The organism is Paenibacillus sp. sgz302115 (genome assembly GCF_056120445.1).
Map to the genome: position 1 here is coordinate 63,239 of NZ_JBVYOK010000015.1, position 23,074 is coordinate 86,312.

Annotated in this window: 21 protein-coding genes; 11 read left to right on the forward strand and 10 right to left on the reverse strand. The window is 45.0% G+C overall.

Annotated elements, in window-relative coordinates; genetic code table 11:
- From AC0LWN_RS23600 to AC0LWN_RS23610, 3 genes are all read left to right on the forward strand, one after another.
- Positions 1-930 carry a ParB/RepB/Spo0J family partition protein gene (locus tag AC0LWN_RS23600; protein WP_474669668.1) on the forward strand — a complete coding sequence of 310 codons (930 nt, stop codon included), beginning with the start codon at positions 1-3 and terminating at the stop codon, positions 928-930.
- Between the two features lie 176 nt (positions 931-1,106).
- Complete coding sequence (locus tag AC0LWN_RS23605; protein ID WP_474669670.1) at positions 1,107-1,520, forward strand: hypothetical protein; 414 nt, start codon at positions 1,107-1,109, stop codon at positions 1,518-1,520.
- On the forward strand, positions 1,465-2,241 hold the full coding sequence (locus AC0LWN_RS23610; RefSeq protein ID WP_474669672.1) for a HipA domain-containing protein: 777 nt from the start codon (positions 1,465-1,467) through the stop codon (positions 2,239-2,241). The genes AC0LWN_RS23605 and AC0LWN_RS23610 overlap by 56 nt, the downstream gene beginning before the upstream one ends.
- A 101-nt stretch (positions 2,242-2,342) precedes the next feature.
- Here the strand turns inward: AC0LWN_RS23610 and AC0LWN_RS23615 are convergent, their stop codons facing one another.
- Both AC0LWN_RS23615 and AC0LWN_RS23620 read right to left on the reverse strand, forming a co-directional pair.
- Positions 2,343-2,786 carry a DEAD/DEAH box helicase gene (locus AC0LWN_RS23615; RefSeq protein ID WP_474669674.1) on the reverse strand — a complete coding sequence of 148 codons (444 nt, stop codon included), beginning with the start codon at positions 2,784-2,786 and terminating at the stop codon, positions 2,343-2,345.
- Positions 2,787-2,817: 31 nt separating this feature from the next.
- The gene (locus AC0LWN_RS23620) at positions 2,818-3,099 is read right to left on the reverse strand and encodes a DEAD/DEAH box helicase family protein (protein ID WP_474669827.1); all 282 of its coding nucleotides are present in this window, start codon (positions 3,097-3,099) and stop codon (positions 2,818-2,820) included.
- Positions 3,100-3,534: 435 nt separating this feature from the next.
- Between AC0LWN_RS23620 and AC0LWN_RS23625 the strand changes: the two genes are divergently transcribed.
- Together AC0LWN_RS23625 and AC0LWN_RS23630 are read left to right on the forward strand one after the other, a co-directional pair.
- A complete protein-coding gene (locus AC0LWN_RS23625) occupies positions 3,535-5,613 on the forward strand; it encodes a pectate lyase family protein (protein WP_474669676.1) in 2,079 nt (692 codons plus the stop codon).
- Between the two features lie 329 nt (positions 5,614-5,942).
- Positions 5,943-6,917, forward strand: coding sequence for a stalk domain-containing protein (locus AC0LWN_RS23630; RefSeq protein WP_474669678.1), 975 nt, complete (start codon positions 5,943-5,945; stop codon positions 6,915-6,917).
- Positions 6,918-7,251: 334 nt separating this feature from the next.
- On the opposite strand, the gene AC0LWN_RS23635 is transcribed toward AC0LWN_RS23630, so the two are convergent.
- The 4 genes from AC0LWN_RS23635 to AC0LWN_RS23650 form a co-directional block, all read right to left on the reverse strand.
- The gene (locus tag AC0LWN_RS23635; RefSeq protein ID WP_474669829.1) at positions 7,252-8,403 is read right to left on the reverse strand and encodes a glycosyltransferase family 2 protein; all 1,152 of its coding nucleotides are present in this window, start codon (positions 8,401-8,403) and stop codon (positions 7,252-7,254) included.
- A gap of 183 nt (positions 8,404-8,586) precedes the next feature.
- Positions 8,587-9,219 carry an acetyltransferase gene (locus AC0LWN_RS23640; protein ID WP_474669680.1) on the reverse strand — a complete coding sequence of 211 codons (633 nt, stop codon included), beginning with the start codon at positions 9,217-9,219 and terminating at the stop codon, positions 8,587-8,589.
- A complete protein-coding gene (locus AC0LWN_RS23645) occupies positions 9,216-10,355 on the reverse strand; it encodes a DegT/DnrJ/EryC1/StrS family aminotransferase (RefSeq protein ID WP_474669682.1) in 1,140 nt (379 codons plus the stop codon). The genes AC0LWN_RS23640 and AC0LWN_RS23645 overlap by 4 nt, the downstream gene beginning before the upstream one ends.
- Positions 10,356-10,399: 44 nt before the next feature.
- Positions 10,400-11,263: a glycosyltransferase family 2 protein gene (locus tag AC0LWN_RS23650; protein WP_474669684.1), complete on the reverse strand. Its 864-nt coding sequence runs from the start codon at positions 11,261-11,263 to the stop codon at positions 10,400-10,402.
- Between the two features lie 122 nt (positions 11,264-11,385).
- Here AC0LWN_RS23650 and AC0LWN_RS23655 point away from each other — a divergent pair, with 122 nt between their 5' ends.
- Entirely contained in the window at positions 11,386-12,915 is a 1,530-nt protein-coding gene (locus tag AC0LWN_RS23655) for a glycosyltransferase (protein WP_474669686.1), read from the forward strand.
- On the opposite strand, the gene AC0LWN_RS23660 is transcribed toward AC0LWN_RS23655, so the two are convergent.
- Together AC0LWN_RS23660 and AC0LWN_RS23665 are read right to left on the reverse strand one after the other, a co-directional pair.
- Positions 12,875-13,804: a hypothetical protein gene (locus tag AC0LWN_RS23660; protein WP_474669688.1), complete on the reverse strand. Its 930-nt coding sequence runs from the start codon at positions 13,802-13,804 to the stop codon at positions 12,875-12,877. The genes AC0LWN_RS23655 and AC0LWN_RS23660 overlap by 41 nt on opposite strands.
- A 979-nt stretch (positions 13,805-14,783) precedes the next feature.
- Positions 14,784-15,137, reverse strand: coding sequence for a hypothetical protein (locus tag AC0LWN_RS23665; RefSeq protein WP_474669690.1), 354 nt, complete (start codon positions 15,135-15,137; stop codon positions 14,784-14,786).
- A 225-nt stretch (positions 15,138-15,362) separates the two neighbouring features.
- Between AC0LWN_RS23665 and AC0LWN_RS23670 the strand changes: the two genes are divergently transcribed.
- The 5 genes from AC0LWN_RS23670 to AC0LWN_RS23690 all read left to right on the forward strand — a co-directional run bounded on the left by AC0LWN_RS23670 (position 15,363) and on the right by AC0LWN_RS23690 (position 20,505).
- The gene (locus tag AC0LWN_RS23670; protein WP_474669692.1) at positions 15,363-15,854 is read left to right on the forward strand and encodes an RNA polymerase sigma factor; all 492 of its coding nucleotides are present in this window, start codon (positions 15,363-15,365) and stop codon (positions 15,852-15,854) included.
- Entirely contained in the window at positions 15,854-16,525 is a 672-nt protein-coding gene (locus tag AC0LWN_RS23675) for a zf-HC2 domain-containing protein (protein WP_474669694.1), read from the forward strand. Before AC0LWN_RS23670 ends, AC0LWN_RS23675 begins: the two co-directional genes overlap by 1 nt.
- 167 nt (positions 16,526-16,692) lie before the next feature.
- The gene (locus AC0LWN_RS23680) at positions 16,693-17,415 is read left to right on the forward strand and encodes a GntR family transcriptional regulator (RefSeq protein ID WP_474669696.1); all 723 of its coding nucleotides are present in this window, start codon (positions 16,693-16,695) and stop codon (positions 17,413-17,415) included.
- A 299-nt stretch (positions 17,416-17,714) separates the two neighbouring features.
- Entirely contained in the window at positions 17,715-20,099 is a 2,385-nt protein-coding gene (locus AC0LWN_RS23685; protein WP_474669698.1) for a phosphoketolase family protein, read from the forward strand.
- 355 nt (positions 20,100-20,454) lie between these two features.
- Entirely contained in the window at positions 20,455-20,505 is a 51-nt protein-coding gene (locus tag AC0LWN_RS23690; RefSeq protein WP_229521449.1) for a hypothetical protein, read from the forward strand.
- Positions 20,506-20,793: 288 nt separating this feature from the next.
- Here the strand turns inward: AC0LWN_RS23690 and AC0LWN_RS23695 are convergent, their stop codons facing one another.
- Both AC0LWN_RS23695 and AC0LWN_RS23700 read right to left on the reverse strand, forming a co-directional pair.
- Positions 20,794-21,633: a TIGR03915 family putative DNA repair protein gene (locus AC0LWN_RS23695; RefSeq protein WP_474669700.1), complete on the reverse strand. Its 840-nt coding sequence runs from the start codon at positions 21,631-21,633 to the stop codon at positions 20,794-20,796.
- Entirely contained in the window at positions 21,633-22,943 is a 1,311-nt protein-coding gene (locus AC0LWN_RS23700; protein WP_474669831.1) for a putative DNA modification/repair radical SAM protein, read from the reverse strand. Before AC0LWN_RS23700 ends, AC0LWN_RS23695 begins: the two co-directional genes overlap by 1 nt.
- Positions 22,944-23,074: the final 131 nt, after the last annotated feature.

Genomic DNA, 23,074 nt, shown 5'->3' on the forward strand with positions numbered 1-23,074 from the left:
ATGGAGTTCTCCTCAAATTTTATAATGGCAGATATAAAAGATGTTGTCCCTAATCCGTTGAATCCACGGATGAATAACTCCATCAAGACGGATGAAATACAGCGGGTAATCAAAGAAAAAGGGTGGGAAGTACCTATAACTTGCTATCAAAAAAACGGCCAATACATCATTTTATCAGGTCATCGAAGATGGTATGCAGCTAAAAAGTTATCACATAGGAAGATACCAATATATCTGGTGGAAGCTCCAAAAACTAAAGAAGAAGAGCAAGAAAGACTTGGATCTGTGCAAGGGGGGAAAACAGATTGGAGTGTATATGAATGGGCAAAACATACTTATGATATGTGGATATATTGGGGGAAGTGCTCGTTTAGCGAGCTTGCCCGTAAAATGAATAAAAGTTGCGCTTTCGTCTCTTTAAGAGTGCAGATATTCAGTTATTACCCGCATTTGGAGATTGAAGAAAACCTGAAAAATAATAAATACTCCATTTCGATTCTATCATATCTAATCAAATGGTTGAATGATCTGGCTAGAATAAAACCAGAAATAGTAGAACATTATAATTTGGAGTTGATAAGAACAACGATGTTATCGAAGATCGAAAAGGGATTGGTGGGAATACTGGATCTAAAAAATGATACATTTATTCACAGAGCTAGCAATGAGCAAGTGGAGAAATTCTTGATGGAACCTAACATGAAATTGTCTGAAGCATTACTCGAAATAGATGGGTTTAGTAAGAGATATAGAGGTAAAAGTAAAATAAAGGCATATGTTAATGAAATCAAAAATGCGAATGATATTATTAAGAGATTAGGTCCTCCTGAGGATATAGAGGAACGCGCTAAGATGCAAGGGATATTAAATGACTACAATATTCTGATCTTAAATTTGAGAGCAGATTTGCAAGCTTATATAAACGATTAATTATTAAAAAAATCAAAAGAAGCCGTAATTCTTCGTGCAGAGAATTACGGCTGTTTTGTGTTGCAAGAAAATTTGGGAATACCAAAAGAATAAAGCAGGCTAGAAAATGATATAATAATGTCGAATAATTTCATAGATTGCAATCATTGATTTATTCTATTTGCAGGAGGCAGCACATGAAAAGTCTTAGTATGCTCATCTCTCCTCCTCTCCAGTTTGAGGTGCTAGAGCATGATCAGGTCATTGCTAAAGTTAAACTGGACTATACAAATCAAAGCGTTGAGGTTTGGCAAGATAGCGAGGTGTCACCTGTTTTTTTGCCTTTTCCAGGTAAGCAGAAGGTGCTTGTTGGCGATGTGCTGGACTATTTCGAGTCTCGATGTTTACCACGTACTCGGCATCATATCGAAAAAGTGCTGCAATCGTTAGGACTTCGCGATTATGTACCAACCGATATAATAAAACAAACACATGGTGTGCTGTATGATGATTACGTGTGGATCAGATTCTCTGGTGAGGAGTTGACGTGCGCCGATGTCCATCCCCGTTTTGCAAGTGAGCAAGGACTTTCGTCGGACCTTTGTCAGTAGTAGTAAAGGTGATCAGTTGAAATGGAAAATGGGCAACTTATGGGGGAAAGCTAATAAATTCGGTTATGAAGGCTTGGCGGAATGGGTAGCATACGAAATGATCAAACGTTCAAATGTTCATCCAGAATTAATAGTTCCTTATAGCCAGTGTATTTTGAGAGAAAATGACAGTAGTGATTATCCGGGGTGTTATTCTGAAGACTTCCTTCAGCCAGGGGAGAGTCTGATCTCTTTGCATCGGCTTCTGGAAAGCTACGGTGTTAAGTTCGATGATGTACTCCGCGATCAGAGCACACGTGATTCGATACTTTTCATTGTGGAATTTCTTCGTAAAGTGATAGGTTTGGACACCTTAGAGTACTTTTCAATTATGCTCCCACTGGATGCTTTTTTGTTGAATGAAGACCGTCACTTGAATAATATCGCTTTTATTCATGGGCCCACGGGATATAGACTTTGCCCCTATTTTGATCATGGCTTGAGTCTGCTGTCAGATACAACAGATTATCCATTCAGTATGCCGACAGATGTGGCTTTACGAAATGTAAAATCCAAAACATTTAGCAAGGATTTTTCCAAGCAAGCACGTGCTCTCGACACAACCCTCCAATTTGACCGTTCCGCAGTTCTGCAATTTATAGAGCAGCATGATGAAGAACTTGGGAGGGTTTCGAGAATTCTCAAATCGCAAATACGCAAATATGAGTATTTATTTGTTTGAAGATATATAACTACGAGCTATTAGATTTTAGGAGCCCCTTTTCAATGCTTTTTAGGAAAAAAGGGGCTTAAAACGCTAGAATCATTTTTTTTGAAAATTCCTTACAATTCCGCGCCCTTATAACCCATCTTTCTATAACCCCTCACTCTTTTCTTAAACATCGCCATTAGCATAGGGACCTGAAGGTCGATATAATCATAAATTTTCACTTCTTCTTTATTTGCATGGCTTCGATGCAAGCGGCCTGCGTATTGCTGCAAGGTGCCTGACCAAGACATGGGATGGACAAGGAACAAGGTGTCCAGTCTGGCATCATCAAAGCCCTCTCCAATCATTTTACCGGTCGCGATAACTACCCTTTCTTGATCATCAGGGATTGAAGATATTTGTGCGCGGATAGCCTCTCTCTGCTTTTTCCCCATTCTGCCGATGAGCACAATCACGTTTTTGGCAAAAGACTGTAATCTCTCTGCAAAATATTCGGCATGAGCGGTTCGCTCAACCAGCAACAGCGGAGATCGCCCTTCATCTAAGCAGGTAAGCAAATCGTCAAAAATAAGTGTGTTGCGTTCCTCGTTATCTACAAGCTGCTGGTAGATGTCCTGGATACCAGGGAATAACTCTTAATGAAAATCCTCTGGAGCTGCTTAAGGTTTTGGCGTCTATCTTCATAAGCACCGGCCCAAGCTGGAATTGCACAATTGCTTCTTGCCCGTCCTGACGTTTGGGAGTGGCAGTTAAGCCATATACATACTTAGCTTTGACTTCAAGAAGAACCTGTTCAAAGCTGTAGGCTGATACGTGATTGCATTCATCTACAATGACTTGACCGTATTCACTTACAAAAGGTTTAACAATCCCTTATAGTTGAGGCTCTGAATGACGGCAATATCGATGATACCGGTTCTTTTGTTTTTGCCGCCGCCGATCAGCGTCCAAGGCTCAGTTTCATAAAGAAGATTAGTGAAGATATCTTGATTAGGGATGTCTTTTTTCGTTGTTGTATAGGAAACTAACCAAATCCAATTATATATTTCTTTAATTTTCCAAATAAAAAATATATGACAAGCTTATTACACTATATTAAATAAATTACAAAAATTTCCGATAGAATAATAAGGCAGTGATATAAGATTACTCAAAGGTACATTGTGAGCCACAAGTAATCAACATGAATTTCATGGGGTAAGAGGACTGAAAAGTATATATGAGGAGGTGATTAGAGAAACTTCACTTCGCAGCTTTTTATAAATGAATCAGTATCAGAGACAAATTAAAATCTGGAGGAAAAAAATGAAGAAAAGAGTTGTAAAGGTATCTAGTATAGTTTTGTTGTTTTCGCTTGCACTGTCTTTAATAGCAAGTGGGTGGGGAAATACGATAGTACACGCTGCCGGTCTTTCAATTACGGGTAGTGGGGGCTGGAATGAAGCTGCATATGTGGAATGGTCACCAGTAAGTAATGCAACGGGATATAATGTATATGTAAAACCGGCAAATACAGCAGATTCTGGGTATCAACAAATTAATAATGAATTGATCCGTAAATACGCTTCCTATTGGAGAGCGGATGCTGTGGGGCTTGCCGCGGGAGATTATGTAATGAAGGTTGAAGCCAAGCTGTCAGATGGAGAGGCGGTAAGTGCGGTTTCTAATACGCTATCTGTAGCGTCATTTGACCGGTCTGGATTTGCTTTTTCGGCCAATTCGCAATATGGAACGGGTTCGGGCGCTTATAATGAGGATGGAACGCTCAAGAATGGTGCGCAAGTTCTGTATATAACCTCTCAGAATGCCCAAACCGTAACGCTTGGTGTGAAAATCAACAGCTCAGGTGCTAAACAAACAGGCGTTGGTCTTGGCGAGATTTTGACACTGAGACAAAAAGGCTATGATAAAACACCACTAGCCATTCGAATTATTGGAAAAGTTACAGCCGCTGACCTGAGTGGACAGCTTAACAGCAGCGGATATCTTGAAGTCAAAGGTAAAAACAATTATTCGGAAATGAATATTACGATTGAAGGTATCGGGAAAGATGCATATGCCTATGGTTGGGGACTGCTTCTTAGATATGCCGGTAATGTGGAAGTAAGAAATCTGGGGGTGATGTTATTCCCTGACGATGGCATTTCAATGGATACCGGCAATGCGAATGTGTGGGTGCATAATAATGATATTTTCTACGGATCTGCAGGAAGCGATGCGGACCAAGTCAAAGGTGATGGTTCCACGGACCTTAAGAAGGGATCAACTTATATTACAATCTCGTACAATCATTACTGGGATTCTGGAAAAGCAGCTCTAGTTGGTCTGAGCGAGTCGTCTGAATTCTTTGCTACCTTTCACCATAACTGGTTCGATCATTCGGATTCCCGTCATCCGCGTATCAGAGTGGCCTCTGTTCATGTCTATAATAATTTCTATGATGGCGTCTCAAAATATGGTGTCGGTGTTACCACAGGAAGTTCAGCTTTTGTAGAATCCAATGTGTTCAGACATGCGAAATATCCGATGATGAGCTCGCTGCAAGGTACTGACGCTCTGGGAGAAGGTACATTCTCGGGGGAAACCGGAGGTATGATCAAGGCATACAACAACAGCGTTGTCGATGCTTCGAGTCTGATCTATGCGAACTCCAATGCTGGAACGGCTCCGGCAAAGGCAACCTCATTTGATGCATACTTAGCATCGTCGAGAAATGAGACCGTCCCAAGCTCATACAAAACACTAAAAGGCGGTACTGCTTATAACAACTTCGATACGAGTGTTGATACAGGAGTGAACGTAACTGACATTGATAGCGTAGACGCTGTAGAACAGATTGTTACGGCAGAGGCTGGTCGTCTGGATGGCGGAGACTTCACATGGCAATTTAATAATTCAGTGGACGACACATCGTATGCAATTAATACAGCGCTGATGTCCAAAATAAGAAGCTACACCACTGGGCTTGTATCCGTAGGGGGAAACTCCAACCCAACAGAGCCGACACCGACGGCGACTCCGGCGCCAACGGCAACTCCTGTGCCGACAACTGGAGCCTATGTTCATAACTTTACTACAGATGGTACAACAAGCGACTTCTTCAATATTCACGGGAACCTTTCAACAACTAAAGGAACTGTGAAATATAATGGGTTGACGCTAACTCAAAGCTTGAAAATCGAGAATTCAACCAGCATTGGGTTCACCACTACTACTGCTTCAACCTTAACATTAGTGCTTAATACGGCAGACGGAACCAAAATCAAGGTGGATGGAACAAGTTACCCCATGACAGATGGCATTGTCAGCGTATCTCTTGCGGCAGGTGCACATACCATTACCAAAGATAGTGTCATCAATCTGTATTATATGCAGGTGGATTAAGTGATTTTAATAATCTTGCAGAAAAGCGACCCCTATGTAGGTCGCTTTTCTTTGCTGTATGCGTGTGCTGAGCATGGGCATTTTAAGCATGATAAGCAGAGTAAGTCCGAAATGTTAGGGTTCGTTTTGAAAGTGAACTTCAAAAATATGAAAATTTAGAGTTACTAATTAACAATTAACCCCTATTCTTCCGATAGATAAAGAGAAACGTATTTATACTGGAGGATGATATTTCGGAAATAATCCAAAAGTATAGAAGCATACATAGCAGGTACCTTAAGGGTACGGTAGTACATGCAACATCAAATAAATTGTGGGGGCTTTTAAGAATGAAGTTAGTTAAAATGAGGAAATCGGTTTTTGTTTCATCTATTGTGGTTTCAAGTCTACTGTTTGGCGCAGTAGGGGTATTTGCAGGAAATGGTGTTGAAGCGATCAAGGCAAAATTGAACCACGATATCAAGTTTGTTCTTAACGGTTCCAAGTGGACTCCAAAAGATCAATCGGGTAATAACTTATCCGCTTTGGTGTATAACGGTTCTACATACGTTCCCTTGAGATCTGTTTCAGAAGCTCTTGGAGCAGAAGTTGATTTTGATGCATCCTCTTTAACTATTTCCATAGATGGTTCAGGTGGTAGTGGTATTCCTTATAATGATGCCAGTACTGCATCGGCTCCACAAGAACCTGCTAAGCAACCTGTTAACCCGACTCCGGCAATCACGCCACCTCCAGCAACGACGACGACTGCTTCGACTAATAATGGTAAAACCTTTAGTTCTGCAATTCCAATTGGTAAGTCGGTTACATTTAATGACCCTTATAGTTATGATGGTCATTCTTTCACCGCAAACTATACTGTCTCCGTAAGCTCAGTAAAGTCAATCTCAAGAAGTGAAATTGCAGCTCTTGGTTTCAAAGAACCAGAAGCAAATGCTTTGATTGAGTACAAATTGGCTAAGGTGAAGATCGTTTTGAATAACGGAAAGCTTATCTCTGATGATAAAAAAGAAGGCTCTTGGGTTGGGGTTGATTTTGTACCAAGCCTGTGGGGTTCTAAAACTTCAGACGGAAACAGTATTATCGGTGTAACAGATTCTGGTTTCACTGGCTCCTTGGATGATGCTATTGATGACGCAACTGATTTAAAAAAGCTTAAGCTGGGTGAAAGTTACAGCTACACTGCAGAGGGTCTTGTAATTGTGCCTGTAACTAAGGGGTTGACGAACTATCTGACCGTTCAGCTCAGAGATAGTTATAATGATAATTACGACAATTCATTCTTTTACTTCAATCTTCAGTGACTAAAGGCTTAAGTACCCAAACCTGATTTTTTGTTCAGAGATAGGGGTTGTCCCACACAAACGTGAACTGTGACCCATAAGATGGACACTTTGCAGAAAAAAGTGACCCTCTTGTGGGTCATTTGTGTTTTAGGCTGGTTTGGTCGCGGGTATACATCGAGCGAATCCTTATCGCAAGATGGCGAAGGCGACTTATGAATACCAGACCTATCCCAACCTGGTTATGCCTCGCCTTCCGACAATAAATGAAGACACCCCGCAAGGTGTCTCTTTTGTTCAACCAAACAAAGAGGGCTTTGAAGATTCTCCCTGGCACCTTGAACAAGAGCCAATGTCACTGTCCCAGCTGTTCAGTTTTCACCAGCATTTCCCGTACAACATGGGCGACTTGGCTTTTTCGGCCTCTTGCTTTCTTTTCTATCCTGCGTAATGACTTTTGGCGCTTTAGGGGATTGTTTTGATAATAGAACTTCTTTGCTGCAATCCGTAGTGTTCTTCTCAACATGACTGCTGAGGAGCGTGTTAGCTTAGAGCGGAATCCCCTGCGTAAGATGCGCAACGTCTCTTTGTATTTCTCTAAATCCTCAGATGGAGGTACGAGGGCGAATAAATTTAAAGAGGAGTCATTGAAGCCGTATTGTTTATACATGATCCTCAGATTGTCAGTATTAAAAACATTTCCCCGCAAGTGGGTTGGATGCTCCTGGTGATACCCGATAACCTCCTTGATGCTGTGAAAACGGATTTTCAACCGATGCAGCCTATAGCCAAGGTCCCAGTCTTCAAGCCCATAGAGCACAAACTGTTCATTAAAACCTCCGATACGGGTCAACTGGCTGCGCCGTATGGCTACGCAACGAGTGACGAGCAACATCCAGGGAGCTATATCCGTTTTGGCAAATTGCTTTCTCGTATCGGGTGGAACCTTTGTGGTGAAAACAACTTTTGACAAAGCCTCCGTGTGATGAAGGATATCTTCCGGTGTGATTAGCGGGATAATGTCAGCTGCTATCTCAAATTCGGGATTCCACAGGCTGGATGGTGAGACTGTATTGCGAAACTGTTCCTTTTCTTCCGGAGAAAAGTCAGGGTAGTAATGGGTATAAGCATCGTCCCACGAATGGGGGATACCAGAAAGTACGGCTTTGGGATATTTACGGTGATAGCGGCGCACAGTGCTGATGAATTCAGGCAACACCAAAAAGTCAGCATCGCAGAAAATGATATATAGCCCTTTCGCATGCTGCAGCCCCAAATTTCTAATAGCAGATCGGCCGCGTTGTTCCGGATGGGATACATAATTAAGCTGATAGGAAGCTTGGAAGCCTCCGACCATTTCCTTCGTTCCATCTGTAGAGCCATCATCAGCCACAATCACTTCAAAATGCTGCTTCGGATAGGTCTGTGTTTCAAATGAAGCGAGTGTGAGCAACAGCTGCTGGTGTCGATTATAGGTTGGAATGATGATGCTGTAACGGATACCCAGTGTGATCTCCCCCCACCATTTTGTGAAAGCCCTTGAAGCGGATAAATAATAACAATATATTCAGGGACTTTAGCCTGGTCTAGTCAGATGCCCTATATGGCTCGAATTAGGCTTGGAGGGAGTGTCCAGTGTAATTCTGAGGATGAGCAGGAAGGGGAAATACCAATAAATGTTCAGAGAACGTCAAAAACGTTTTTTAACGACTGCAGGAACACCGGCAGCCAGGGTGAAGTCGGGTACATCTTCTTTAACAAAGGCTCCCCCGCCGACTATAGACCAGCAACCGATGTGACGTTTCTCCCGCACCGAAGCGCCGATGCCAATATAGGCTCCGTCATCAATAGTTACATTGCCTGCCAGATTCACACCAGGGGCTATGGTCACATAATTACCAATAACCGCATCATGACTGATGCTGACACTCCGATTGATGATTACATGATCTCCGATCTTTATGTTGTCAGACAGGATGGCCCCCTCAAAGATCATGCTTCCCTCCCCAATGACATTTCTTTGCGAGAAACGAACATGGGGGTGTATTAGCGGGGAGGCAATATGAAATCCTGACTGGATGGCATTATAAGTGAATCGCTTCTTTAATGCCGGGTCGCCTACCCCTGAGCATATGAGCTCAACCTCATTTTTTAACGCTACAATATCAGTCAAAATTCCCAGTACGGGAACGCCATCTACAACCTGACCTTTCATCTCCGGCCGTTCGTCTAAAAAACCTGCCACTTGAACTCCCAGCTCTTCACATAACCAGTTAATCTCTCTGGCGTGTCCGCCCGATCCCCAAATAACGATTTTTCTCATTTGGTTTTTTCTCTTCCCAAGCTCCCTAGAACCTTCACAATCCGCTCAACGGTAAGCTCATCGAGCTCCTCCCACAAGGGTAAGCTGACAATATGCTCTGCAATATATTCGGTAACATGAAGAGTAGCATGGGGATAACGCTGAAACTGCTTCTGCTGATGGCATGCCGGGGAAAAGTAGGTTCTGGCTTCAATGGAATTAGAGGCTAATAACTCAATAACTTCCCGATTGCTGTGAGAAGCTGAACTGAGGATAGATATAAATTGATGAACAACCGATCCTTGCAGTTTTTGTGTCGACCATCCTTGTTTTAATAAACCTGCTTGGAGCAGTGCTGTAAGATAGTATTCGTAGATAGTCTTTCTGTTCTCCTGTACAGCCTTGAATTGATCAAGAGTGGCTAAGGCGATAGCGGCGGTATATTCGGGGATCTTACTGTTCAGACCTTGCAGGACAGACTCCCTGCTGCTTGAGAAACCAAAATTCCCTGCCTGACGAATTCGCTTGATGAGCTCCTGATCCGCACTATAGACCAGTCCGCCCTCTCCAATACCAAAAGATTTGGTGGCATGAAAGCTGAACACTACGGCTCCTCCAAAGCCTTTGCCAAAATGTGTGGCTGCTTCCGCGGTTATCGTTCCAAAACTGGCAGCGGCGTCGATGACTACCGGAATTCCTTGCTGCAGCAGTGAATTGTATATGGATAAATCAATTGCGGTGCCGAAGGTGGCATAAGGAACGATTACCGCAATATCATCCCCCAGCAGCTTTACTGTATGTTCCAATTGCTCACGATTCATTTGCCAGGTCTCTGGTTCAATGTCAAGGAAGTACGGCTCCAGTCCGCACCACTCAGCAGCAAGCGGGGTGGCCGCAAAAGTAAAGCTTGGCATAACCGCATATTTGCCTTTGGGACGCTTGCTTTGAGAAATCGCCAGCATGAGACCGACGGTAGCGTTATGAACGGTTACTGCTGAGCCGGTTCCATCAAATATTTGGTTAATGACGCGCTCTTCGAACAGGTTATTTAGGGGACCATAATTGGAGTAAATCCGGGTCGCTTCTATTTTCTCGAAATAGGAGATAAAGTGTTCTTTTCTCACCAAATGAGGTCGCAAGAAGGGAATGTCAAACACGATCTAGCCTCCTTCTCCACATGTGATTAATAAGGCTCGGATGTTCAGTCTAACGTTCTTAGCATCATTTCAATTCGCTTGATATCTGCAGCAAAATGCTCATGTCCCTTTATGCGTTCGTGATAGGAATGGATTGCGTTTTTAAACAAATCATCGGATTCAAGAAATCCGTCATCTCTTGAGTCAATCATAATATCTAACCATTGAGTGAAAGCATTTTGCCCAAGTGTTTGATTATTTTGATTAGGATGGATTCGGAAATAGCTTAGTGCTTCAGGAATATAAACGGCTTTTCCTTTGGATAGCAAAGTCAGCCAGGCAGCTAAATCATTAAGAAGAGAGTATTGTTTCCCTTTATATATGCCAAACCGATCCGTAAGATCTGTTTTTTTAAACAACACTGTCGTCGGTTCACCAATCACATTTAAACACCGGGTTAATGCAATGTTTGCAAGCGCTTTTCCGTCCATGATTCTTGTTTCTTCGTACAGCTTTTTCGTTGCATAGAACGGTGGGATGAAAGCCCCTGCTTCATTTATGGTTTGGCGATAAGAGGTAACAAGTGTGATGTTCTCGAAATTTTGAAAAAAGTAGATCATCTTTTCTATTTTTTCTTTGTGAAATATGTCATCATCCATCAAGTAATTGATAAATTCCCCTGAGGCTAAGTCGAAACATTTGTGCCAATTTTCAAGAAAAAGATTCTTCTCATTTTTATGATATTGGATGTGGGGAAACGAATGTAAATAAGGATCAATCATTTCCTGTACTTCATTAGTTGTGCTGTCATCACAGATGATGATTTCAATATTCGGGTACGTTTGCTCCAATGCGCTGTCGATGGCGATTTTTAGTGTATGAGGGCGGTTATATGCAGGTATAACTATGCTTACTAATGGGTAATCCAAGTTACTCCACCTTTCTAATCACGCGAATACATACAACACATACATATATATACTACTGGGAAATAAAATGTTGATAAGAAAATGGAGAAAATTTATTACGGAACAAGTAAAGGAGAATGATCATGTCGCCAAATTTCATTCCATTACTGACCACTCATCTATTTGTATCGGGCAATATTTTAAAGGAAGATTTAAAAGAATTGATAGACCGGTTGGAAGAAAGCCACATCACAGTGAAGCTGTATGAACCGGGTAATCCAATACCAGACAATAGCCGCCCGGAGCCTCGGGTTTATGTTTCTTTGGGAGAGGAGTGGGAAGAATTTCCAACCCTTATATCGCTGCCTGCTCACGAAAAAAAGCGCTGGGTACACTTTCAATCACCAAATGAAATCCAGCCTATTAATTTATTGTTCTGCTGGCTCAAAGCAACGGACCCGCTTCCGGAGAACAGGCCTGTTCCTCCAACTCAGTTTTCTTCAAACACTCCTTTAATATCGGTGTTCACTGCCAGTTACAGATCAGCAGAAAAAATACAGCGGCCTTATCAATCCTTATTGAGGCAGACCTACAAGAATTGGGAATGGGTAATTGTTGATGATTCTGGTGATGAAGATGAGACATACAAGCAATATTTACTCCCGCTGGATGACCACCGTGTACGGAGATATCGCCAGGATTCCCGCAATGGTTATATAGGGGCAATTAAAAGGTATGCAGCAGGGCTATGTACTGGGGAAATTCTAGTAGAGGTCGATCACGATGATGAGTTAACTCCTGACTGCCTGGAGAAAATCGTCAAGGCATTTCAGCAAAACCCGGACTGTGGCTTTGTTTATGGGGACTGTACTGAGGTGTATGTGGGAAGCAATAATGCTCACTGGTATGGTTGGGATTGTGGTTTTGGTTACAGCATTCATTACCGGGTATGGCTGCATCAAATGAACAGATGGCAAAATGCACAAAAACATACAACTATTAATGAGAAAACCATTCGTCATTTGGTCGGATTGCCCAATCATCCGCGTGCGTGGACGAGGGACTGTTATCATCTGATAGGCGGCCATCGTGATGAACTGCTGGTAGCAGATGATTATGATATGCTGGTTCGGACATTTCTTTGTACTAAAATTGCAGCTATTCCTGATTTGCTATATATCCAATACCGTAATGAAAATGGAAACAATACCACATTCCTAAGAAACAAGCAGATTCAGATTCTTGTAAGAGAACTAAACAGATGCTATCATCAAAGAATTTATTTGAGATTGAAGGAGCTTGGTTTACCGGAGCAATTGCCTTATAGCCGTATATGGGAGACTCCTGTAAATGATCCTGCCCGGAAATCTGCTCACGTTATTCAAGAGGATGCTTCCAGAGTGTCGATATTGTTCCCCATCTCCTACTCCTGTCCTGAACAAGAGAATACCCAATTATTAAAGAGTCTGCAAAAGGGAATTGAAAATAACTTTAGTGACATGGAAATTGTGGTCGTAGGCCGTATTCCCGCAGTAATTGAAGCTTACGCCTCCGTGGCTCCTATGGGCGCAATACGATGGTGGCCAATGGAGCCCAATGATTCATTAGAAACCTGTATTGAATATGCAAAATTTATTGCATCCTGTAAAGAAAAGGTGGTTGTAATGCCGTAAATCGGATTTCTAAGTACCTGTGTGGAAGCTCCTGGGTTATTTCTAAGGGGCTTCGACACAGGTTTTTTATTTTCAGAGCGTTCATGCGACAAAAAAAGACCCAAAGGTTATAAATAACCTTTGAGTCATTTGAACATATATATGCCTTAATCTTAAGGTTGTACAGTGCCTTCAGGTCCTTGGTCGCCCTGAGGCCCTTGGTCGCCCTGAGGTCCTTGAACACCTTGAGGTCCTTGAACACCTTGAGGTCCTTGAACGCCTTGAGGTCCTTGAACACCTTGAGGTCCTTGAACGCCCTGAGGTCCTTGAACGCCCTGAGGTCCTTGAACGCCTTGAGGTCCTTGGTCGCCTTGAGGTCCTTGGTCGCCTTGAGGTCCTTGAACACCTTGAGGTCCTTGGTCACCCTGAGGTCCTTGAACGCCTTGAGGCCCTTGAACGCCTTGAGGTCCTTGGTCACCCTGAGGCCCTTGGTCGCCCTGAGGCCCTTGAACACCTTGAGGTCCTTGAACGCCCTGAGGTCCTTGGTCACCCTGAGGTCCTTGAACGCCTTGAGGTCCTTGGTCGCCTTGAGGTCCTTGAACGCCCTGAGGTCCTTGGTCGCCTTGAGGTCCTTGAACGCCCTGAGGTCCTTGGTCGCCTTGAGGTCCTTGAACGCCTTGAGGTCCTTGAACGCCCTGAGGTCCTTGAACGCCTTGAGGTCCTTGGTCGCCTTGAGGTCCCTGAACGCCTTGAGGTCCTTGAACACCTTGAGGTCCTTGGTCGCCTTGAGGTCCTTGAACGCCTTGAGGTCCTTGGTCGCCTTGAGGTCCTTGAACGCCCAGAGGTCCTTGGTCGCCTTGAGGTCCTTGAACGCCCAGAGGTCCTTGGTCACCCTGAGGTCCTTGAACACCTTGAGGTCCTTGAACGCCCAGAGGTCCTTGGTCGCCTTGAGGTCCTTGAACCCCTTGGGGTCCTTGAACGCCCTGAGGTCCTTGTTCGCCTTGAGGTCCTTGAACGCCCTGAGGTCCTTGAACGCCTTGAGGTCCTTGAACGCCCAGAGGTCCTTGAACGCCCTGAGATCCTTGTTCGCCTTGAGGTCCTTGAACGCCTTGAGGCCCTTGAACGCCTTGAGGTCCTTGAACGCCTTGAGGTCCTTGAACGCCTTGAGGTCCTTGACCCTGAGGTCCTTGAACGCCCAGAGGCCCTTGAACGCCTTGAGGTCCTTGAACGCCTTGAGGTCCTTGACCCTGAGGTCCTTGAACGCCCAGAGGCCCTTGAACGCCTTGAGGTCCTTGAACGCCCTGAGGTCCTTGACCCTGGGGTCCTAGAATGCCTTGAGGTCCTAGAACGCCTTGAGGTCCCTGAACACCTTGAGGTCCTTGAATGCCCTGAGGTCCTTGACCCTGAGGTCCTTGAGGTCCTTGAATGCCTCCATAATATGCTCCTAAAAGTTCTTCAGATACTAATCGATGAGCAGGCACCAATTGCCCCAATGCATCTTTACCCCAAACAGAAATTTGAGTTTGATCCTCTGCTGGTCCGCTTGTGGTGAACACAAATTCAAATGCATTTAAATTTGCAAAATAGTTCCTGGTCAAAACCGCATTTGCTCCAACCATTACTAATTCTTGTACATATAAAGCCCTGTTGCTGGTTAAATTGTAACCCTCGATCAGAACAGTAGAAGAATTTACAGAATCGCGGTTATCAATTTTGATGGTGACCGTTTGGGTGGGTCTGACTCCACTAACAGGATCATTTGCAATTGGTCCGGTTGATAATACTGCCATTAAGATATTCCCTCCTTTTTCTCAAGATTCAGTCCCCTTTAGTCTATGTCTCAACCATGTGAGAAGATTATGGATTTGTCTCTGCACATATGTTGAGTTTTAAGACTCTAGCTGCTCATTTGCAACAATACGCTGGACGCTAAGGATTGCCCCGCTCCCGTTTTTTCCCCAAACCGAAATATCAGTATTTTCTTCAGCAGGACCGCTTGTGGTAAAAACAAATTCATATGCATTGAAATCTGTTCCATAATTTTTTGTAATAACTGCACTAGGGGCTACAGTAAATTCCTCCAATACATACAAGTTTCTTGAAGCGTTTAAAAAGTAGCCTTGAATTAAAATAATTGAAGAATTAACTGGATCCCGATTAATGACTTTAACGGTAACCTGCTGGATCAATCTGATCCCGCCAACAGGGCTATTCTCAATAGGTCCGGTTGATAATACTGCCATTAAGTTAATGCCTCCTTTACTAAAGTCATAGAATACTAGAACTAAAATAGGGACGGGGTTGCTGGAACCTCCATGTATCATATTAATAATTTGTATATTTGATTGTTTGTTAGTCCAATAAAGTTAAAATATGGATAAGCCTAGAGAGGGATTAGGCTCCTTTTTTGAATTTAGCTGTAACGTTTCTTCATTTAGCTAGTCTTATAGATGTAAGGTGGTGAATCTTTGGGGGGATCAGACGAATTAAAGGAAGTTTACGATCACTATTTCCGTGATGTTTATGTATTTGTGCTGTCGTTAAGCCGGGATGAGCAGATTGCTGAGGAAATTACGCAGGAAACCTTCTTTAAGGCGCTGCAGCAAATTGAACAGTTCAGGGGAGACAGTAAAATCAGCGTCTGGCTATGTCAGATTGCGAAGAATACCTACTTCTCCTATATTAACAAGCGGCAGCGGTTCGTTTCGGTCCATGAACGGGAGGAGGCCAATGGATATAATCTGGAGCAAAAACTCATCGACAAGACCGAAGCTCTGAATGTTCATAAGGTTCTGCACGCATTGGACGAGCCATATAAGGAAGTATTTATGCTCAGGGTATTTGGGGAGCTGTCTTTTGATCACATCAGCCAGATTTTTGGCCGAACCGAAAGCTGGGCAAGGGTGACCTATCACCGGGCCAGGCTGAAACTACAGAATCTTTTACTGGAGGATGAATAATGACCCGAATTTCATGCGATGTCATTCAAGACTTACTGCCTCTGTACTACGACGGTGTATGCAGCGCGGCCACTAAGGAACTGGTGGAGGAGCATCTCATGGAGTGTGAACACTGCCGATTTTCTCTGGACCAGATCAAATCAAGCCTCAGCTTGCCCGTTCAAGCTATGGAGCAGAATAAACTGGAGGGAAGCGGACTGCAAAGGATTAAAGTGATATGGAACCGTGCCCAATCGGCAGCGTTTGTGAAAGGATTAATTGTGGCTGTTTCTGTATCTGGGATATTGGTGCTTGGTTATTTGGGCCTTTTCCGCTGGGACATCATCCCTGTTCCTGCCGATCATATAAAAATCACTGATATAAGAACTAGAGCAAACGGCGAAATCGCATTTCGTGTTCAAATCAACGATGGCTACAGAGTCAATCGGGTGATTCACACAGTTCATGATGATGGAAGCTTTTATATGACCCCCGTCCGTCCCCTCATCAAATCGAAGAAATATGCAGAGATCAGTCTTGCGAATGGAGAGGTATATGTTGATCCTGTTAATGTAAGGGCCAATCAAAGGACGCAAGGCAAAGACGTGGAGATTACGGCCATTTATTACGGTCCTCTGGACAATCCGATTTTAATTTGGAAAAAAGGGACTGAACTCCCTATGGGAAAGTGATGGTCGTCCTACATTCCCTAGTTTGCCTGCTTTCCAGGCTCTCCGTCCATAACGGCATGCTTCATTACCGCTTCTTTGTTAAAATGAGCATCCCTGTGTAATCCCTCTCACGAATATGATATATTTAATATTGAAATTTAAAGCCCGACCTGATAAAGGAGTACCCCATGACACAGTTTGTCTATAAGCAAATTATTGATGACCTCAAAATGAAGATTTTTGCGGGGCGGTTCGCGGATATGAGATTGCCGGATGAGCGCAGTCTTAGTGAAACCTATGAAGTTAGCCGCAGTACGATCAAGCGGGCGCTGACCAAGATGGAGAACTACGGAATTATCTTCAAGAAACGCGGTTCGGGAACCTTTATAAACCCGTTATACATAAAGAATGAATCCATCTTCAACTACGAAGGTTCTAATCTGGGGGTTACCGACAATTTCCAGATGGATGGCAAAAAGCCCAAGGTCAAAGTGCTGAATTTCGAGGTCATCCGGCCTACGGAAGAGCTGCAGCGGGATTTGTTCTTACAGCCCCATGACTTTGTATACAAAATCGTGCGCCTGCGCTTGTTCGATGATGAGCCCTTTATGATTGAGACCGGCTATATTCCGATTAAAATCGTGCAAAATCTGGACCAGACGATTATCGAAGGTTCGATCTTTCATTATTTGGAGGAGTCGCGTAATCTGGCGGTGACCAAGTCCTTTTTATCTATTTTTGCCGAGCCTTCGGGGGCCAATGATCAGGAGCTGCTGCATCTGCAGGAGAATGAGCCTGTTGGTATAATGGAAGGGATTTTCTTTTTGGATAATGGTACGCCTTTCGAATTCTCGCATATGCGGTTCCACTACAAGTATCTCAAATTTAATACATTTGTTTCTGTGCATTGATGATCTAACGATAAGGCTGGGGATTTTTCCCCGGTCTTTTTTTGTTTTTGAGAGGATAATGACTCGCTGAAAATGCTCACGCTAACCTTGAAATGATATAGTATATATTTACATTTTTATAAAAAAAGAATCTTTTTTACAGAGGATATGCAGTGATTTTCATACTATGTTCAAAATTTCACAAAATTGGACCGTATCAATTGTCAAAAAGATTGAATTTTGTACGCACAGAGGTATGATGTACTTGTAGAATTAATTAGGTTCAGAAATTAAAGAAAATGATCAGGGAGTGGATTGAAATGGGATTGTCAACTGCACCGGTGGATTACTCATCTAAAACGTACCTAGCAAAGCTCGACGCATATTGGCGCGCAACGAACTACATATCCGTGGGACAGCTTTATTTGAAGGATAACCCGTTGTTACGTGAACCTTTGAAGGATGCAGATGTTAAAGTAAAACCGATTGGACACTGGGGCACGATTCCCGGCCAGAACTTTATTTATGCGCATCTGAACCGCGTCATTACCAAATATGATTTGAATATGTTCTATATTGAAGGTCCAGGCCACGGTGGTCAGGTTATGGTATCGAACTCGTATCTTGATGGAAGCTACACTGAGATTTACCCGGAAATCACTCAGGATATCCCTGGTCTGAAAAAATTGTTCAAGCAATTCTCCTTCCCTGGCGGTGTAGCGTCCCATGCTGCTCCTGAAACTCCAGGATCTATCCATGAAGGTGGAGAGCTCGGTTACTCCCTGTCACACAGCGTTGGTGCGATTTTGGATAATCCGGATCTGATCTCGGCAGTTGTCGTGGGTGATGGTGAAGCTGAAACCGGACCACTAGCTGCTTCCTGGTTCTCTAACCGGTTCATCAATCCAATTACGGATGGTGCGGTACTGCCAATTCTGCATTTGAACGGCTTCAAGATCAGCAACCCAACAATCCTGTCCCGTAAGTCGAGAGAAGAGTTAACCGCGTACTTTACAGGCATGGGCTGGGAACCGTTCTTTGTTGAAGGCGAAAACCCTGATTTCATGCATCCGGAAATGGCGAAGGCTCTGGATGCCATCGTCGAGAAGATTGCAGCCATTCAGAAGAATGCGCGTGAAAATAATGATGCTACCCGTCCATTATGGCCAATGCTTGTTTTCCGTTCTCCTAAAGGCTGGACCGGTCCTAAAGAATGGGATAAAGTGCCGAACGAAGGCTCATTCCGTGCTCACCAGGTTCCGATTCCAGTAGATCAGAAAAATATGAAGAACGCACCAGCATTGCTTGAATGGCTGAACAGCTACAGACCTGAGGAATTGTTCGATGAGAACGGCCGTTTGAACGCTGATCTGGCTGAAATCCTGCCTACAGGCGACAGACGTATGGGCATGAATCCAGTGACCAACGCCGGCAATCTGATTAAAGACCTGCACAAGCCGAATTTCCGCAACTATACGCTGGATAACTCCGTTCCAGGTCAAGTGATTGCACAAGATATGGCTGTACTGGGCAAATATCTGAAAGAGGTTGTAACGCTTAATGAAGACAACCGCAACTTCAGAATTTTTGGACCGGATGAAACAATGTCGAACCGCCTGGGTCCTGTGTTTGAAGTGACCAAACGCCAATGGATGGATGAAATCAAGGAACCACACGATGAATTCCTCGCTCCTTATGGCCGGGTTATTGATTCGCAGTTATCTGAGCATCAAGCGGAAGGATTCCTGGAAGGTTATGTACTAACAGGCCGTCATGGTTTCTTTGCAAGCTATGAAGCGTTCCTGCGGGTGGTAGATTCGATGATCACTCAGCACTTCAAATGGCTGCGCAAAGCAACAGATCAAAGCTGGCGTGCAGATATCCCGTCCTTGAACGTCATTGCAACATCAACAGTGTTCCAGCAGGACCATAATGGCTACACTCACCAAGATCCGGGCTTGCTCGGTCACTTGGCTGACAAGAAGCCGGAATTTATCCGTGAATACCTGCCGGCTGATGCCAACTCCCTGCTTGCTGTTTTTGACAAAATCTTGAATGACCGTCAAAAGATCAACCTGATTGTGTCGTCCAAGCATCCGCGTCCGCAATGGTTCTCGGCTGATGAAGCGCAAGAGCTGGTGGATAAAGGTCTGAAGATCATTGACTGGGCAAGCACCGATAAGGGTGGAGAGCCTGATGTAGTTATTGCTTCGTCCGGTACGGAGCCTACTATGGAGAGCTTGGCAGCCATCTCTATTCTTCATGAAAAATTGCCTAACCTGAAGATCCGTTACATCAACGTGGTTGATCTCCTGAAGCTGAGAAGCCAGAAGCTGGACCCTCGCGGATTGTCTGACGAAGAGTTTGATCAATTTTTCACAAAAGATAAACCAGTTATTTTCGCATTCCATGGCTATGAGGGTCTGATCAAAGACCTGTTCTTTGACCGCCACAATCATAATCTGCATGTGCATGGCTACCGTGAGAACGGCGACATCACCACACCGTTTGATATGCGTGTACTGAATCAGATGGACCGTTTCGACCTGACGAAGGAAGTCGTACTGAGCCTGCCGGATGCCGACAAGCACAAGGCTATCGCGGATGAAATGGATGCTATGGTGAAGAAACACAATCACTACATCCGTGAAGAAGGTATTGATTTGCCAGAGGTTGAGAACTGGGTATGGAAGGCTTTGAAATAGAGCATAGGTAAGCTGCATCGCTTAACTTAATAGATATCCTCTTGAAGAGGTGTCCTGAAGGTCATGAGAGAATGGCTGCCGGGGCACCTTTTTGAGCAATAATAGGATAGCACCATATATTCGGGATTTCTTTGATGGATGATTGGGAGGTTCTTGTTATGGGGCTAACGAGGCTGGAAGAATAGGCAGTTCTTGTTGCTGGTGGATCAAGAAGACAGCTTTTCGTAATCTATCCAAGAGAGAGCTATCATGATATAATCGCAGAAGCAATAGAAGGCTTAAAAGGGCGGTCGGCTAATCTCCCGGAAGGGAGGTGAGGCCCATGGAGGTGTATCAAGCGTTGTCTTTGATGTTCATGTTCGGCATGTTCATTATTGCTCTGCTGAATTACCTCAAAAAGAAATAGACCGCCCTGGTGAAAGGAGACGGTCTATTTCTGCCTAAACCTATTACCATGCCGCCGCCCTTAAAAGCGGCTGTTGCAAACGGAGAGTCGTGTTGGTCGCACGGCTCTCTTTGCATTGTACGTTTGTTCTGCCTTTACTATACCACAACCAAATAATAATTACATGCCATTATTATTATGTCGAATGGAGTTGTACTCATCATTCTGAAAAAGGCAACTCTTTTTAGGACCGCTGAAAATGCTGGAGACTTCAATGGATTGTATGTTCATGAGGTTGCATATCACTTTTCAGTTAAGATCTGTCTTGGATTTCACCCTATTTTCCAGTCGAAATGAGCCGCTCTCAAGCTTAGCTTTTGTACCCGCAACGGTTGTTCTGCCGCCGTTCATTTCCGGCAGGTGCTTCCAGTATCGCTTAGGCATCAGCGAGGAGCGCAGGCGGTCGTTGCGGCGCTCCTTAATCCCTATGGCGTTATAGAATCCATCCCACAGGCGGCGATAATGCTCTTCTGCGGCATTAGGCTCCGGTGGCACCCATTCATCAAGGGGGATGATGGTTTGCTGTCCGGGCTGGTGGATCAGCGCCATCCGGTGGGTCTTGTCGTAAATCATGAAGCTCTCGCCCTGGAACCGGTCGCAGAAATGCTCCTGAATGACGGGAAGCACGAAGCTGCGGGGTTCGATGACCGCCGCCATGACAGGACCGTAAACGGAGAAACGGACAAACCCCAGATAAAGGTGGGCTTCCCGCTGAAGCTGCTGAACCGCCTTGAGCAAGGCGTCAACCGTATCATTGGCAAGCATGTTCATCACCTTGCGGCCATGCGTGAAGCCGAGATAGAGAAAGTTCAGCAGCAGCAATTCCTTGTCCGGCGCACATGTCCAGAATCCCAGACGGACCAGTTCCTCTGCTTCGGGAGAGATACGCAGCGGTATGGAGCGCAGCACCCGGTCTGCCTTGGTGATGTCGGTATCAATCCATTTTGATTCCAGCAGCAGCGCTTGCCCATCCCCGTCAGAATGAATGGCAAGCGGGGCTTCCTTCCATGTATAACTCTCGAACACGCAGCACAGCAGTCCTTCGAAGCTGCCGTCATAGGTATATGCCAGTGGGGATGCTGCAAACATCAGGCCTGCCCCCCGTTCACCAAGGAGGCTGCTTCTGCTGCCGGCAAAGCTGCCAGATAGGCATCATCGAACAGGGAGAGCTGTTCGTACTGCGGCTGTTGAAACTGTGCAAGCTCCTGCCCGGACATGAGCGACCGAAGCAGGGTATGCTCGCCTACTTTGAGGCCTTCGAGTGTCTTCCCCTTGCAGGTGATAAAGAACTGGGCGCGTTTGAGCACGACGCCTAGCTTCTTCAAAGCGTGAAAGTCCAGCGTCCCGGCACGGCGCGCCTTCACAATCCGCTGGGCGCTCCTTACCCCGATGCCCGGCACACGCAGCAGCATTTCATACGGCGCACGGTTGATCTCAACCGGGAACTGCTCCCGGTGGTTAATGGCCCAACTGCATTTCGGATCGAGCAGCGGGTTGAAGTTGGGAGCCGCTTCATCCAGTAACTCGCTGGCCCGAAAGCCGTAGAAGCGCAGCAGCCAGTCAGCCTGATACAGTCGGTGCTCCCGCAGCAGCGGCGGTTTGGTATCCAGGGAAGGCAGCAGCGAATGCTCTACCACGGGGGTATAGGCAGAGAAGAAGATGCGCTTCAAGCCGAACTTGCGGTATAAACCTTCCGTGAGGTTCATAATCTGGTAGTCGGTGTCGGGCGTCGCGCCCACGATCATTTGCGTGCTCTGTCCGGCAGGGGCAAAACGGGGAGCGTGGTTGTATTTGACCAGATCGGAGGAATTCTCGGTTATCTTGTTCTTGATCAGGGCCATCGGCTTCAGGATGGAATCCTTGCTCTTATCGGGAGCAAGCAGGCCAAGGCTTTCTCTGGAGGGCAGCTCGATGTTGACGCTCATGCGGTCGGCGAGCAGGCCGAGCCTGGACAGCAGTACATCGTCTGCGCCGGGAATGGCTTTTACATGGATATAACCTCCGAAGTGATAGACATTCCGCAGCAGTTCCAGGGCGGCAATCAACTGCTCGGTTGTATAATCGGGGTTGCGCATAATACCGGAGCTGAGAAACAGGCCTTCTATGTAATTGCGGCGGTAGAATTGCATGGTCAGGTCCGCGATCTCCTCCGGCGTAAATGCGGCCCGGCGTGTTGGGTTCGATTTGCGGTTGATGCAGTAAGCGCAGTCATATATGCAGCCGTTGGTCATAAGTACCTTCAGCAGCGAGATGCAGCGGCCGTCCGCCGCGAAGCTGTGGCAGATGCCCATACTGACCGCATTGCCCATGCCTCCGGGCTGGCTCTTGCGGCTGGAACCGCTTGAGGTGCAAGCTACATCATATTTGGCCGAAGCGGTCAAAATTTCAAGTTTCTCCATAACATCCACGGTCAACGCCTCCTCATAGGGAAAAGTATATACCGAACATGTGTTCTTGTCAAAAATAGGATTGGAGCAGCGAAAATGTATGCGCATTCCTACTTGTGCTATAATAACAACTGATAGCTGGT

What these genes read in the sequence shown, in the direction of transcription:
- AC0LWN_RS23695 (WP_474669700.1), bottom strand. Translation starts at nt 21,633, where the DNA reads ATGTTTGCAGCATCCCCACTGGCATATACCTATGACGGCAGCTTCGAA.
- AC0LWN_RS23605 (WP_474669670.1), top strand. Translation starts at nt 1,107, where the DNA reads ATGAAAAGTCTTAGTATGCTCATCTCTCCTCCTCTCCAGTTTGAGGTG.
- AC0LWN_RS23685 (WP_474669698.1), top strand. Translation starts at nt 17,715, where the DNA reads ATGGGATTGTCAACTGCACCGGTGGATTACTCATCTAAAACGTACCTA.
- AC0LWN_RS23680 (WP_474669696.1), top strand. Translation starts at nt 16,693, where the DNA reads ATGACACAGTTTGTCTATAAGCAAATTATTGATGACCTCAAAATGAAG.
- AC0LWN_RS23600 (WP_474669668.1), top strand. Translation starts at nt 1, where the DNA reads ATGGAGTTCTCCTCAAATTTTATAATGGCAGATATAAAAGATGTTGTC.
- AC0LWN_RS23610 (WP_474669672.1), top strand. Translation starts at nt 1,465, where the DNA reads ATGTCCATCCCCGTTTTGCAAGTGAGCAAGGACTTTCGTCGGACCTTT.
- AC0LWN_RS23640 (WP_474669680.1), bottom strand. Translation starts at nt 9,219, where the DNA reads ATGAGAAAAATCGTTATTTGGGGATCGGGCGGACACGCCAGAGAGATT.
- AC0LWN_RS23625 (WP_474669676.1), top strand. Translation starts at nt 3,535, where the DNA reads ATGAAGAAAAGAGTTGTAAAGGTATCTAGTATAGTTTTGTTGTTTTCG.
- AC0LWN_RS23675 (WP_474669694.1), top strand. Translation starts at nt 15,854, where the DNA reads ATGACCCGAATTTCATGCGATGTCATTCAAGACTTACTGCCTCTGTAC.
- AC0LWN_RS23665 (WP_474669690.1), bottom strand. Translation starts at nt 15,137, where the DNA reads ATGGCAGTATTATCAACCGGACCTATTGAGAATAGCCCTGTTGGCGGG.
- AC0LWN_RS23630 (WP_474669678.1), top strand. Translation starts at nt 5,943, where the DNA reads ATGAAGTTAGTTAAAATGAGGAAATCGGTTTTTGTTTCATCTATTGTG.
- AC0LWN_RS23700 (WP_474669831.1), bottom strand. Translation starts at nt 22,943, where the DNA reads ATGGAGAAACTTGAAATTTTGACCGCTTCGGCCAAATATGATGTAGCT.
- AC0LWN_RS23655 (WP_474669686.1), top strand. Translation starts at nt 11,386, where the DNA reads ATGTCGCCAAATTTCATTCCATTACTGACCACTCATCTATTTGTATCG.